Source organism: Streptomyces fragilis, from assembly GCF_003112515.1.
GTDB classification, from domain to species: domain Bacteria; phylum Actinomycetota; class Actinomycetes; order Streptomycetales; family Streptomycetaceae; genus Streptomyces; species Streptomyces fragilis.
On sequence record NZ_BEVZ01000002.1, the window covers coordinates 1,572,490 to 1,585,607 of the forward strand.

At 74.5% G+C, this 13,118-nt stretch carries 13 protein-coding genes; 5 read left to right on the forward strand and 8 right to left on the reverse strand.

Features of this window, described 5'->3' with window-relative positions:
* Positions 1-21: 21 nt before the first annotated feature.
* Together Sfr03f_RS08665 and Sfr03f_RS08670 are read left to right on the forward strand one after the other, a co-directional pair.
* A complete protein-coding gene (locus tag Sfr03f_RS08665) occupies positions 22-1,020 on the forward strand; it encodes an ADP-ribosylglycohydrolase family protein (protein ID WP_108953055.1) in 999 nt (332 codons plus the stop codon).
* Positions 1,017-2,030: a zinc-binding dehydrogenase gene (locus Sfr03f_RS08670; protein WP_108953056.1), complete on the forward strand. Its 1,014-nt coding sequence runs from the start codon at positions 1,017-1,019 to the stop codon at positions 2,028-2,030. The genes Sfr03f_RS08665 and Sfr03f_RS08670 overlap by 4 nt, the downstream gene beginning before the upstream one ends.
* Here Sfr03f_RS08670 and Sfr03f_RS08675 read toward each other — a convergent pair.
* The gene (locus tag Sfr03f_RS08675; RefSeq protein ID WP_108953057.1) at positions 2,020-3,066 is read right to left on the reverse strand and encodes a phosphotransferase family protein; all 1,047 of its coding nucleotides are present in this window, start codon (positions 3,064-3,066) and stop codon (positions 2,020-2,022) included. The two genes, Sfr03f_RS08670 and Sfr03f_RS08675, sit on opposite strands and share 11 nt — an antisense overlap.
* A 220-nt stretch (positions 3,067-3,286) precedes the next feature.
* Here Sfr03f_RS08675 and Sfr03f_RS08680 point away from each other — a divergent pair, with 220 nt between their 5' ends.
* Positions 3,287-4,087, forward strand: coding sequence for a type 1 glutamine amidotransferase (locus Sfr03f_RS08680; protein ID WP_108953058.1), 801 nt, complete (start codon positions 3,287-3,289; stop codon positions 4,085-4,087).
* Here Sfr03f_RS08680 and Sfr03f_RS08685 read toward each other — a convergent pair.
* The 7 genes from Sfr03f_RS08685 to Sfr03f_RS08715 all read right to left on the reverse strand — a co-directional run bounded on the left by Sfr03f_RS08685 (position 4,077) and on the right by Sfr03f_RS08715 (position 10,979).
* Positions 4,077-5,327, reverse strand: a complete 1,251-nt coding sequence (locus Sfr03f_RS08685) for a cytochrome P450 family protein (protein WP_245967465.1) — start codon at positions 5,325-5,327, stop codon at positions 4,077-4,079. The genes Sfr03f_RS08680 and Sfr03f_RS08685 overlap by 11 nt on opposite strands.
* Complete coding sequence (locus Sfr03f_RS08690) at positions 5,324-6,628, reverse strand: cytochrome P450 (RefSeq protein ID WP_372514260.1); 1,305 nt, start codon at positions 6,626-6,628, stop codon at positions 5,324-5,326. Before Sfr03f_RS08690 ends, Sfr03f_RS08685 begins: the two co-directional genes overlap by 4 nt.
* On the reverse strand, positions 6,606-7,235 hold the full coding sequence (locus Sfr03f_RS08695; RefSeq protein ID WP_108953059.1) for a GTP-binding protein: 630 nt from the start codon (positions 7,233-7,235) through the stop codon (positions 6,606-6,608). Before Sfr03f_RS08695 ends, Sfr03f_RS08690 begins: the two co-directional genes overlap by 23 nt.
* On the reverse strand, positions 7,216-7,572 hold the full coding sequence (locus Sfr03f_RS08700; RefSeq protein ID WP_108953060.1) for a DUF742 domain-containing protein: 357 nt from the start codon (positions 7,570-7,572) through the stop codon (positions 7,216-7,218). The genes Sfr03f_RS08695 and Sfr03f_RS08700 overlap by 20 nt, the downstream gene beginning before the upstream one ends.
* Positions 7,569-8,006: a roadblock/LC7 domain-containing protein gene (locus Sfr03f_RS08705; RefSeq protein ID WP_108953061.1), complete on the reverse strand. Its 438-nt coding sequence runs from the start codon at positions 8,004-8,006 to the stop codon at positions 7,569-7,571. Before Sfr03f_RS08705 ends, Sfr03f_RS08700 begins: the two co-directional genes overlap by 4 nt.
* Before the next feature lie 46 nt (positions 8,007-8,052).
* Positions 8,053-9,645 (reverse strand): sensor histidine kinase, encoded by a 1,593-nt coding sequence (locus Sfr03f_RS08710; protein WP_176586658.1) that lies wholly within the window; start codon positions 9,643-9,645, stop codon positions 8,053-8,055.
* Between the two features lie 206 nt (positions 9,646-9,851).
* A complete protein-coding gene (locus Sfr03f_RS08715) occupies positions 9,852-10,979 on the reverse strand; it encodes a lipid II:glycine glycyltransferase FemX (RefSeq protein ID WP_108953062.1) in 1,128 nt (375 codons plus the stop codon).
* Between the two features lie 238 nt (positions 10,980-11,217).
* Between Sfr03f_RS08715 and Sfr03f_RS08720 the strand changes: the two genes are divergently transcribed.
* Both Sfr03f_RS08720 and Sfr03f_RS08725 read left to right on the forward strand, forming a co-directional pair.
* Positions 11,218-12,243 carry a phosphotransferase gene (locus Sfr03f_RS08720; RefSeq protein WP_108953063.1) on the forward strand — a complete coding sequence of 342 codons (1,026 nt, stop codon included), beginning with the start codon at positions 11,218-11,220 and terminating at the stop codon, positions 12,241-12,243.
* 157 nt (positions 12,244-12,400) lie between these two features.
* On the forward strand, positions 12,401-13,000 hold the full coding sequence (locus tag Sfr03f_RS08725) for a hypothetical protein (RefSeq protein WP_108953064.1): 600 nt from the start codon (positions 12,401-12,403) through the stop codon (positions 12,998-13,000).
* Positions 13,001-13,118 lie beyond the last annotated feature (118 nt).

Below are 13,118 nucleotides of genomic sequence, written 5' to 3' on the forward strand. Positions count from 1 at the left end.
ACGGGTGGAAGCATGCCGGGCATGACCACCACGCCTCCTTCCCCTCCCGCCGTCGGCTCGCCCGCACTCGACTCGCTGGAAGGGCTGGCGCTCGGCGACGCCTTCGGCGAGCGATGGTTCCCGCGCTTCCACGGCGGGCGGCACATGGCGGAGGCGGCGCTGCGGGAGCGCAGGACGCCCGACGGCCCGGTCCCCTGGCGCTGGACCGACGACACGGCGCTGGCACTCGCCCTGTTCGGGGTGGTGCGCAGCACCGGGGCGGTCCACCAGGACCTGCTGGCCGAGGCGTTCGGCGTGATCTACCTCGACGACCCGTACCGGGGCTACGGCTACGGCATGCACCAGCTCCTGCCCCGGCTGGCCGAGCGGCCCGCGCGCTGGCGTGCCGAGGCGCGGGCGATGTTCGACGGCCGGGGCAGCCTGGGCAACGGGGCGGCGATGCGGGTCGCCCCGCTGGGCGCGTGGTTCCACGAGGACGTCGAGGAGGCCGCCGAACAGGCGGTGCTGTCGGCGGAGGTCACGCACACCCACCCCGAGGCGGTGGCCGGAGCGGTCGCGGTCGCGGTGGCCGCCGCGCTGTTCGCCGCGAGCCGGGGCGAGGCGGCCCCCGAGCCGTTCCGGCTCCTGGCCGAGGTGGTGGAGCGGACGCCGGACGGCGCGGTGCGCGACGGACTCCTGCGGGCGGCCCAACTCCCCGCCGGCACCGCCCCTGCCGACGCCGCAAAGGTCCTGGGCAGCGGGGAGAGGATCTCCGCCGCCGACACCGTCCCCTTCGCCGTCTGGTCCGCGGCCCGGCACGCCGACGACCTGACCGAGGCGCTGTGGCGCACCGCCGAGGGGTTCGGCGACGTGGACACGACCTGCGCCGTCGTGGGCGGCATCGTCGCGGCCCGTACCGGGGTGGACGACGCGCCCGCCGACTGGCGCGGCAGACGCGAGCCGCTGCCCGCATGGGTGTACGAAGGTGAGGGAGGGCAGGCCGACCAGGCCGGCCGGAACTCGAAGGGACCTACGTCATGAGCCGCACCATGCTGGCGGGCCGGATAAACTTCACGACCAGGACGTTCGCCGTCCAGGAGGTGCCCGTCCCGGACCCCGGCCCCGGCGAGGTGCGGGTGAGGGTGCGGGCCGCCGGCGTGTGCCTCTCCGACGTCCACCTCGTCGACGGCCGGCTGCGCCCCATGCTGCTCCAGGGCGACGAGGTCACACTCGGGCACGAGGTGGCCGGCGAGGTGGACCTGCTCGGCGAGGGCGTCACCGGGACCGGGCCGGGCGCCCGGGTGATCGTCGGCGCGGGCAAGCGGATCGGCGACGCGGTGTGGACGATGGGCGTCGACTACGACGGCGGCTGGGCGGAGTACGTGGTGGCGCCCGCCGAGGTGCTGGTGCCGATCCCCGACACCCTCCCCTTCGAGCAGGCGGCGATCATCCCGGACGCGGTGTCCACCCCGTGGGGCGCCGTCGAGTGGACCGGGCAGGTGAAGGCGGGCGAGGCGGTCGGCGTCTGGGGCGTCGGCGGCCTCGGCGCGCACGGCGTGCAGCTGCTGCGGTTCGTGGGCGCGGCGCCGGTCGTCGCCGTGGACCCGGTGGCGGCGGCCCGCGAACGGGCCCTGGAGTTCGGCGCGGACCTCGCGCTCGACCCGGGGGACCCGGACTTCGCCGCGCGGATCGCCGCCGTCACCGGCGGGGCGGGCCTGGACGCCGCTCTCGACTTCGCCGGCGTGGCGCCGGTGCGCAACCAGGCGCTGGAGGCGCTGCGAGCGGGCGGCCGACTGGTGCTGGTGGGCATCAGCGGCGGCCCGCTCACCGTGGAGAGCGACGGGCGGTTCAGTTACGGCCGCAAGCAGATCCTGGGGCACTACGGCTCGGAGCCGCGGCACGTGGTGGACCTGGTGCGGCTGAACGCCCTGGGGCGACTCGACTTCTCACGCTCCGTCAGCGGCGCGCTGCCCCTGGAGGACGCGGCCGAGGCGGTGGAGCGCCTGGAGTCCAAGCAGGGCAACCCCATCCGCCTGGTCCTCATCCCCTAGGCCACAGGTGCTCCATCGGTCCCTCGCCCCGGGACCAGGCGCCGATCATCTCGCCGAGCGGCGCGTACACGTCCCGTCGCAGCCACTCGAGGTGCCCCGCGCCGAACTCCCGGGGCCGCGCCTCCACCCACATGACCACGTACAGGTAGGCGCGGTACAGGGCCAGCCGGTTGCGGGCGGCAGCGTCGAGGACCACGGAACCGCCCTGGGCCCGGTATCCCTTCCAGAACGCCTCGTCCCGGCCGATGTCGTGGAAGAGCCCGAGGGAGACGAACTCCATCACCGGGTCGCCCCACAGGGCGCGTTCGGCGTCGATCAGCGCGGTGATCCGCGGCCTGCCGGTGCCGGGCGCGCGCTCGGCGAGGACGTTGCCGTCCCACAGGTCCCAGTGGACCAGCCGGGGGACGGTCACCTCGTCGAGCGATCCGCTCTCGGCGGCGATCACCTCCCGGATCTCCTCGGCCGACCGGGGAAGACGCACGTCGAACCGCGCCGCGTCGTCCAGGGCCGCGTCCACCATTTCCAGAAACGCCTCCCGCCAGCTCGCCCGCAGCGGGCCGAAGGGCAGCGCGGGATAACCGAACCCGCCGGGAGCGGGGAGGGCGTGCACGCGGGCCACGTGCGCGCCGAGCTCCTCCCGCAGCACGGCCAGGTCGCCCGCGTCGGCCTCCTTGCGCAGCTCCTCCCAGGGCGTCCCTGGGCACTCCGTCATCACGATGTGGCCGCCGACGACGCCGGCGTTCCGCGGGCTCGCGGCCAGCACCGTGGGGACCGGCACCGACGTCCGCTCGCCGGCCGTCCGCAGGTACCAGGCCTCGGTCCCGAGGATGCCGCGCTCGTAACGCAGCACGGGGCCCTCGGGGGCCAGCTTCACCACCAGCGCGGCGCCGTCCACCGTCCGCACGCCGAAGACGGCGCTGAAGGTCCCGCCGCCGATCGTCCGGCAGTCGGCCACCTGCCCCCACCCGATGCCGGCGTCCTCCAACGCCGCGACCAGGCGCTCCCGCAGCCGCGTCTCCCTCTCGGTCCGTGACATGTTCGTTCCCCCTCGGGATCACCACCCCGCGCCGATGGCCCTGCCATCCTGGCAGCGTCCGGCGGCGGGAGGGAAGGAGTCGTCCGCCCCGGCGTCGTCGACGGCCCCGCCACCGGCCGGGAGACCCGCGCGTCTTCGGCACTGACCCGGCCCCGCCGGGGGTAGGGATCGGGGGACCACCGACGCCGACAGCCGCACCCCGGCACCGAAAGGACCCGGCATGCCCGCTCCCACCGCCCTCGTCGTGCAGAACTTCCCCGGCGGCGGCCCCGGCCGGCTCCAGGACTGGCTGGGCGAGGCCGGGCTCGGCTGCGAGGTGGTCGAGGCCCATACCGGAGCGGCGCTGCCCCGCTCGCTGGAGGGCCGGTACGCCGCGCTGGTCGTCCTCGGCGGCCCCTTCATGCCCGACGACGACCTCCGCGCGCCCTGGCTCCCGGCCACCCGCGCCCTGGCCCGCGAGGCGCTGGCCACCGGCCTGCCCTACTTCGGCATCTGCCTGGGCGGTCAGCTCCTCGCCCTGGTGGCCGGGGGCGAGGTACGCGCCGAGCACGGCGCGCCGGAGGCGGGCAGCACCCCGCTCACGCTGCTGCCGGGCGCGGTCTCCGGCGATCCGCTGCTGCGCGGTCTGCCCGAGCGGGTCACCGCCATCGAACACCACGTGGACGCGGTCACCGCCCTGCCGCCCGCCGCCGTCTGGCTGGCCCGCTCCGAGACCTGCCCGCACCAGGCGTTCCGGGTCGGCCGGTCCGCCTGGGGCGTGCAGTTCCACCCGGAGATCGCCGCCGAACGCCTCGCCCACTGGAACCCCGAGCGGCTCGCCCGCAACGGCTTCGACCACGCGGAACTGCTCGCCCGCGCGCGGCGCGACGAGGCCGCCGCTGCCGAGGTCTGGCGCACGGTGGCCCACCGCTTCGCCGCGCTGGTCACCGGCCGCGAGGAGGCCGGACACGCCGGAGCCCCGGTCCTCGGCGGCGGGGCCGTGGGCCGGGGCTCCGGTGACGGACCGGGCGTCAGGCGATGAACACCGGGTAGGCCGCCAGGTCGTTCTGCGTCATGACGGGGAGGTTCCGGATCTCCTCGTCGGGCAGGGCCGGCCGCATCCGCGGGAACCGCTCGAAGAGCGCCGGCAGGGCGATGGCCGCCTCCAGGCGGGACAGCGCGGCGCCGGGGCAGATGTGCGGGCCGTGACCGAACGCCATGTGACGGATCGGCGTCGCACGGGTGAGGTCGAAGGCGTCCGCGTCGGCGCCGTGCTGCTCGCGGTCCCGGTTGATCGCCCGGTAGGACATGACCACGCCGTCGCCCTTGGGGATCACCGTGTCGCCGACGGTCAGGTCCTCGGTGGGGAACCGCATCAGCAGGTGGCTGTTGGCCGGGTCCCAGCGCAGCGTCTCCTCGACCACCGTCTCCCAGGACACCTTGCCCTCGCGTACCAGCGCCAGCTGGTCGGGGTGGGTCAGCAGGGCCCGGGTCGCGCTGGTGATCAGGTCGATGGTGGTCTCGTGGCCCGCCGCCACCAGCGCCTTGAGGTTGCCCAGGACCTCGTCCTCGCTGAGCGGCTCGCCGCCCTCCTCGCTGTGGATCAGCGCGCTGAGCAGGTCGTCGCCGGGGCCGGCCTTCCGCTCGCGGATGAGGTCGAGGTACCACCGGTCGAAGGTCTCCAGGATCTCCAGCCGCTCCTCGTGCGGGGTGAGCATGGAGAAGAAGCGCTTGTACCCGTCCGCCAGCCAGGGCTGGCTCTCCTCGGGGACGTCGAGCAGCAGGCACACCACCTGCATGGGGAGCGGCTGGGCGAACACCGCCTTCATGTCCACCGGGGAGCCGTCGCGGCCGGCCTCCTCCATGGCGTCGAGGAGCTCGTGGGTGAAGGCGACGATGTCGTCGCGTATCGCCTCGATGCGCCGGGGCGTGAGGGCCTGGGCGGTCTTGGTGCGCAGCCGCCGGTGGTCGGCGCCGTCCACGGTGAACATGGACCGGCCGGCGTCGATCATGGTGATCAGCGGCCATTCACGGGTGACGACCCCCTCCCGCCACAGCCGCCACTCGTTCAGGTCCTTGACGAGGCGGGGGTCCATCAGCAGGTCACGGGCCACCGCGTGCCGCGTCACGGACCAGGCGGGCACGCCCAGCAGTTCGATCGGCACGACGGGCCCGGAGGCGACCAGACGCGCGGTCTCGCCGTCCAGGTCCCGCACCATCGGGTCGATCACCAGGGGTCCGGCGGAGGGCTCGGCGACGGCGCCGGTGTGAGGGCACTTCACGAGTGGTCTCCAACAGTCCGTACGGCGGTGAAACGCACCGGCAGTGACGTGAACCCCCGCATGAACGGGGAGGGGCGGCGTACCAGGGACTCGGCGGGGACCGTCAGCTCGAGGTCGGGCAGCCGGTCGAGGAGCACCTCGATGCCGGTCCGCGCGATGATCTCGGCGATCTCCTGGGCGGGGAAGGGACAGCGGAACTCGCCGTGGCTGAAGGAAAGATGGGCGCTGTTGCCGGCCGCGACCACGGTCCGGCCGGCCGTCAGGTCCTGGCGGACGTGCGGGTCCAGGTTGGCGCCGCCGTAGCCCAGCAGGATCAGGTCGCCGGCGCGGATCACCCGCCCGCCCAGCGTGGTGTCGCGTGCGGCCCACCGGTTGGGCAGCATCTGGGACGGGGTGTCCTCCCAGAGCACCTCGTTCATGGCCTGCGCGATGCTGTGCCGCGCCCCGCCCAGCGCGGTCGCGAAGCGGACGTCGGTGAGCATCAGCCGGATCGAGTTGCCGATCCAGTCGGTGGTCTGGAGGTACCCGGCGGCCACGATGGCCCGCAGGTCCCAGACCATCTCCTCCTCGGTGAACGGCGTGTCCGGGGAGTTGTCGAACGCGAGGATCCGCGAGGCGATGTCCGGGCCCGGCTCCTTCCGCTTGGAGTGCAGCAGTTCGCGCATGCTCTCGCCGAACTCGTCGTTCGCCTTCGTGGCGTCCGGCCCGGCGTCGGAGAGCCGCTGGATGATGCGGGCGATGCGCGGACCGTCCTCGTCGGGGAAACCGGCGAGCCGGGCCAGCGTGAGGATCGGCAGCGCCACGGCGAACTCGTCGACCAGGTCGGCCGCCCCGCGGCCGCAGAACGCGTCGATCAGCCGGTCGGCCAACTCCTCGGTCTCACGGCGGAGTTCGAAGCTGTCGGTCTGCTCGAGCACGGCGTTGACCAGCCGCGTGTGACGCCGGTGCTCCTCGCCCACCGTGAAGTACACGCACGGCACGCGCTCGCCCAGCATCGGACGCAGCGGCCAGTCGGCGGGTACGTTCGGCCACTGGTTCCACAGGCCCGCGTCGCGCGGGAAGAGCTCCGGGTCGCTGGTGACCTGGTGCAGCTCCCGGTAGCCGATCACCAGCCAGGCGGGAAACCCGGCGAACTCCACCGGCACCACCGGACCGAACCGCGCCCGCATGTCGCGGTACTGGTCGTGCGGTGCGGTGTGGAAACGCTCGTCCGCCAGCAGGTCGACGGGGCAGACGCCGCCCTGCGCGGAGGTCTGGGCAGGTGTGTTCATCTCGGCCTCACCGGACGGGGGCCGCGGCATGGGCCCCATGGAGGGTCTGCAGGTGTTCGGCCAGCGTCAGCAGGACCTGCTTGCTGGACCGCCGGGACCGGGCGTCGCAGTCGATCAGCGGGACGCGCGGGTCCAGGTCGAGCGCCTCCCGGACCTCCTCGAGGCTGTGCCGGGGGCCCCCGAAGTCGTTGCGCGCCACGATGAACGGCGTGCCGTGGTGCTCCAGCCGGTCGATCGCGTACCAGGACTCGTCGAGGCGGCGGTCGTCGACCAGGACCACCGCGCCGATGGTGCCGGCGAACAGCCGGTCCCACAGGAACCAGAAACGTTCCTGCCCGGGCGCGCCGAACAGGTAGAGGACGGTCTCCTCGTCCAGCGTGATCCGCCCGAAGTCGAAGGCGACCGTCGTCGCCGTCTTCTCCGGCACGTGGCTGGTGTCGTCGGTCGGGACCCCGGCGCGCGTCATCGTCTCCTCGGTGTTGAGGGGACGGATCTCGCTGACCGAGCGGACCATGGTGGTCTTGCCGACACCGAAGCCGCCCACGACGACGATCTTGAGGCCGTTGCTGGCCCGGTCGCCGAGCGGAGCCCGCGGCCCGTCGGGCACGGGCCGTGATTCAGAGAGCGCGGAGTCCAACGAGCACCTTCTCCAGTGTGGCGGGGTCCAGCTCCGGACGGCCGGAGGCGGTGTACCGCGGATGACGGGCGGTGGCCCGGCCCGCGTCCAGCAGATCCGAGACGAGGATCTTCGTGATGGACACGGGAAGGCCGAGCTCGGCGGAGATCTCGACCACCGAGGTGGGGTGGACGCACAGACGCAGGATCGCCGCCAGCTCCGACGACAGCCCGGCCGTCGGTCCGCTCTCGGCGACGATCAGCGTCACCAGGTCCAGGTCCTCCCGGGAGGGCCGGCTGCGCCCCGAGGTGAGGGTGTACAGCCGGTCCGGCCGGTCGTCGGTCCCCGGTCGGTTCACGACGAGGCGGCCTTCACGGCCTGGCCGGTCGCCTCCCGGGGCGGCGTGCTCAGGTGTTCGCCGAGCTGTTCGATCAGCTCCTGCATGGTGTGCCCGACCATCCCGGGGTCGGCGTCCTCCTGGGCGACGACCGCGATGTGCGCGCCGGCCCCGGCCTCCACGATGAACAGGAGACCGCCGTGGAACTCCGTCATCGACTGCCGTACACCGCCGTCGCCGCTGCCGAACTCGGCGGAGGCGCCCTGGGCGAGGGACTGGATCCCGGCCGATATCGCGGCCAGCTGGTCGGCCTGGTCGACGGTGAGCTCGGGGGAGTGGCACAGCTTCAGACCGTCCCGGGAGAGCACCAGCGCGTGGCGCGCTCCCGGGGTGCGTTCCAGCAGGCCTTCCAGGAGCCATGTCAGCTCGGCGATTCGACTGTGGTCGTGGGTCATCGGTGGATTCCTCGGGTGTCGGCGCTCGCGGGAGGGGGTCGCGGGATTACCTGTCCTCGGCTGACGCCGAGTCGGACGCGCGGGGGGTTGTGCTGTTCTCACCGGCCTGGCCCGTGACGGCCTGCCGGAAGGCGTGGAACCGCGCACCGTGTGCGGCGGGTCGGGGCGAAGGCGCGGGCCTGTCGCCGCCGTCCGGGACGGCGCCCGGGGTGTGCGGCAGGCCGCCGGGATGGGCGGCCGCGAAGGTCTGGCCGCGGCGGCGCCGCGGCAGCGTGGAGCCGGAGCCGGAGCCGGAGCCGGAGCCGGACCCGGAGGAGGGGGGCTCCGTCGTGGAGGCGTCGTGCCGCGCGACGGGGGCGTCGGCCGGGGAGCCCGCGGCGGGCGCCTGACGCTCCGCCGGCCGGCGCCGCGGGAGCGCGTCGGCCGTGGCCCCGGCGCCCGCGGCGCCCACGGGGGTGCGCTGGCTGGGGATCGTCCCGCCGGCCGGGCGCGCGGCGGCCGTCTCGGAGCCGCCGGCGGCGGGAGCCGGCGTGGCGGCGGAGGCGGGCGTGGCGGCCGCGGGCTCGTCGGTCCGCGAGATCAGGTGGCGGGGGACGAGCACCAGCACCGCGGTGCCGCCGGTCGCGGAGGGACGGAAGGAGACCGTGAGGTCGTGCTTGCGGGCCAGGTGCCCGACGACGGCCAGACCGAGCCGGGTGCCGGTGAGCGCGGACAGGTCGGGGGCCTGCCCGGAGACCGCCTGCTCGGCCCGGCGCAGGGCCGAGTCGCTCATGGTCAGGCCGCTGTCCTCGACGGTGACCAGCAGACCGGCCGGCACCTCACTGACGTAGGCGTGGACCTCGGTGCTCGGCGGGCTGAAGTTGCAGGCGTTGTCGAGGAGTTCGGCCAGCACGTGCATCACGCCCTCGGCGGCGTGACCCGCTATGGCGAGGCTCGGCGGCACGGCCCTCAGGCGCACCCGCCGGTAGCCGGCGATCCGGCCCATCGCGCCGCGCAGCACCGACTCCATGGCGATGGGGCGCGCCCAGCGGCGTCCGGAGCGGGCGCCGCTGAGCACGGCGATGGAGTCCGCCAGCCGGCCGGCCTGCGCGGTGCGGTGGTCGACGTGCAGCAGGTCGGCCAGCACGTCGCTGTCCTGGTGACGCTCCTCCATCTCGCGCAGCTCGGCGAGGGCGGAGGTGGACATGGCTTGCATACGGCCGGCCGCGTTGGCGCAGGCGGCCAGCGCCGCGGCCCGGCGGGCCTCGCTGCGGCCCAGCGCCCGGACGGCCTGCTGGAGCGCCCGCACCTGCTCGGGCCGGGCGGGCGCCAGTGCGGCCCGCTTCCCGGTCCGGGTGAACTCGGCCAGCACCCGCTCGGCCGTGGCGCCCTCGGCGACCCGGGTGAGCGCCGCCGGCAGCGTGGTGTCCGCGAACCGCACGGCGTCCGCCTCGAGCGCGGAGTACCGGTCGCGGGCGAGCCGTTCACGGGCGCGGAACCAGGCGGCGAGCCCGGAGGTGACCGACGCCACGGCGGCCCCGCCGACGGCCCACGCGAACCCCTCGCCCTCGGCCGGGGCGGCGAACGCCACGACGCCGGCCAGCGCGCCGGTCGTCACTCCCCAGACGAACATGGCCGAGCGAGCTCGGGTTGGACTCATCGGCGTACTCCTCAGCGGGCCAGGGGCAGCAGGGCGGCAACTCGGGGACACTATAGGGATGTTGTGTGTCTCGACTTGCCTGCTGGTGACCGAACTGTGAGGAGAAGTGGATCACAGATTTCTGACAATCGCCCACTTGTCACACCAAGTTGACCTTGTGCGGCGCGTTCGACGGCTTGTCAGGCGTCCGATTTTTTACCCGGCGGTCATCGCCGCGCGGCCATGTACACCTCAAAAGCCTTGTGCAGGGCCTTGTTGAGGGGGTACTCCCACTCACCGAGGTACTCCACGGCCTCCCCGCCGGTGCCCACCTTGAAGCGGAGCAGACCGAGCAGCGGGTCGCCCTCCTCGAGGGTGTCGGTGATCCCGCGCAGGTCGTAGACCGCGGCGCCGCGCTCGTGGGCGTCACGGATCATCCGCCACTGCAGGGCGTTGCTCGGCTGCACCTCGCGGCGGCGCGCGGTGGAGGCGCCGTAGGAGTACCAGACGTGCTCACCCACCGTCAGCATGGTGGCCGCGGCCAGCGTCTCCCCGTCGTGGGACGCCAGGTACAGGCGCATCCGGCCCGGGTCCTCGGCGCGCAGCGCGTCCCACATGCGGCGGAAGTAACCGAGCGGCCGGGGGGCGAACCCGTCGCGCTTCGCGGTCTCCAGGTAGAGCTCGTGGAAGGTCCCCAGGTCCTCGCCGTCCCCTTCGACGACCTTGACGCCGGCCTTCTCGGCCTTCCTCACGTTGCGCCGCCACTGCTGGTTCAGGCCGTTGAGGACCTGCTCCGGCGTCCTTCCGGCGAGCGGCAGCTGGAAGACGTACCGCGGCTGCCCGAGGGCGAAGCCGCCCGAGCCGGCCTCACCCGAGCGCCGCCAGCCGGCCCGCCGCAGCGCGCCGGCGACCTCCTCGGCCCGCTCCTCGCGCGCGGACGGCTCCACGTCCGCCAGCCGGTGCGCCGCCGGGTCGGCGACCGCCTCCTTGACCCGCTCGGCACTCCACCGCCGGGTGACGACCGGCGGCCCCATCCGCACGGCGAACGCGCCCAGGCCCTTCAGGTGGTCCAGCATCGGCCGCAGCCATCCCTCCACCAGGTCGCGGTCGTACCAGTCGACCACCGGCCCCTCCGGAAGGTAGGCGAGGGAGCGCCCGATGCCCGGCATCGCCCGCAGCAGCGCCAGCCCCGCTCCCACGAGCCGTCCGTCCGCGTCGAACCAGCCCAGGTTCCGCGGCTGCCAGTCCTCCTTGACGTCGCCCCAGGCGGGGACCTGAAGATGGCTCACCGACGGCCGCGCCCGGACGAAGTCCAGATGCTGCTCGCGGGTGATCGCCCGAACCTCGCACCTCATACGTCTGCTCTCCTGCCCCGGACCGCCCGCCTGCGGGATTGCCGTCCAGCGGTGTCCGACGATCAGCCGATACGAACGCTGCAGGGTAGGCGCAGCCGACCGGCGGATCGGGGCACCAACACTCCGCGTCCACCGCCCCACGCCCCCCGCGCCCGGCGCCGGACGTCCTTGCGCGCCCTCCCGGCCCCCAGGGAGAAAGCGCTGGTCGTGCGGTGTGTCCTGCTGGTCCAATGACCGCATGCGGCACACGACCGACACCGACACCGACATCGACCGGGGCGACTGGCCGGACGCCGTCACCCCCTGGGGCGACGCCGCCTGGCGCAGAGCCGCGGAGGCCTTCACCGCCGAAGGGCTGACCGCACACGGCCTGCGCCCGGCCGGGACGCGGACCGTCCGGCTGCGCCCGTGGTCCGTCCTGGTCCGGATCCCCACCGACGACGGGTCGCGGGTCTGGTTCAAGGCCAACCCGCCCGCGAGCCGCTTCGAGGCGGGTCTCGCCCTCGTGCTGGACCGCCGGGTGCCGGGCCGGGTGCTGCGCCCGCTCGCCGCCGACGCCGGCCGCGGCTGGTCGTTGCTGCCCGACGGGGGCCCGGTGCTGGACGACGTCCTCGCCGGCGCCGACGCGCGGGAGGCCACGCGCATCTGGGAGGAGATCCTGCCGCGCTACGCCCAGGTGCAGCAGTCCCTCACCGGTCACGCCGCCGAACTGACCGTGGCGGGGGTGCCCGGTGCGCACACCACCGCGATGCCCGCGCTGCTCGACCGGCTGCTGGCCGGCAACGCCCCGCACCTGGACGCCGCCGAGCGCGCCCGGCTGGAGGCCGCGCGCCCCCGGATCGCCGCGGCGAGCGAGGAACTCGCCGCGCTGGGGATCGCCGACACCCTGGACCACGCGGACCTCCACGGCGGGCAGGTCCTGCGCCCCGAGCCCGGCCGGTACACCTTCTTCGACTGGGGCGACTCCTCCGTCACCCACCCGTTCTGCAGCCTGCTGGTCACCTCCCGGATCTTCCGCCGCCGCCACGGCGACGCGACGCTGCCCAGGCTCCGCGACGCCTACCTGGAGGCGTGGACCGGCCGCGGCCGCACCTCCGCCGAACTGCGGCGGGGCCTGGAGCCGGCCCTGCGGCTGGCGGCACTGACCCGCGCCACCGCCTGGGGGCGGCTCTTCCCGGGCAACGCCGAGGCGGGGGCGGCGCCCGGGGAGCGGCCGGCGGCCGCGCAGTGGCTGTTGCGGGTGCTGGACGACACGCGGCTCTGAGAAGTTCGCGCGCAACGACCCGTCCGGTGCAACCATGTCCCCTTTCCGGCTGTCGTATCAGGGGAAAGGGGACATCGTCCGCCGGCCGGCACCCCGGGCAACGGCCGCCCGGCGCGCGGGACCCGCAGCACCCGTGCTCGAGAGAGAAGGCACCCGCATGCGCCGCAGCACCGCAGCCGTGGTCACCGCCACGGCGATCGCCCTGACCCTTCCCGCCACCACGGCGACCGCCGCCACCGCGGCCTCGACGCCCGGCTTCCTCGCCCCCGCCGACCTGCCGCCGCACCCCTCGTCGGACTGGTACGCGGGCGCGGTCACGGCGGGCGTCCCCGACCCCGTGCCCTTCTGCTACGGCCAGGCGCTCCCCGGGGCGACCTCGCGGTACCGGGAGTTCTGGACCGACCTGGACGCCGGCGCCCGCCAGGTGACCGTCGTCGAGAAGGACCGCGCCTCCGCCAAGGGCCTGGCCGAACTGCTGCGGCGCAGCGTGAAGCAGTGCGCGGCGAGGACCGAGGCGCAGTACCCGGACGTGGACGCCGAGGTCCGCGACCTCGGCCGCGTCAACGTCGAGGAGGGCGCCCGCCTGTACGCGGTCCAGGTCACCACCGCGTACACCCGGGACATCCACCTCTTCTCGGTGGGCCGCGACGACCGCACCGTGACGGTGGTCCAGTGGGGGCAGATGGGCCGCTTCAAGGACGCGCCCGTCGCCGCCTTCCGCGCCACCGCCCGCACCTCGGTCGCCAAGCTCCACTGAGCCCCCGTCAGGCCGCCGCTCCCGCCGGGGCAGGTCCGCGCGGCGGAACGCGCACCCGGCGCGCGTTCCGCACCCCGCTGGACCTGCCCGCGGTACGGAAACCACCGCCACCGCCCGG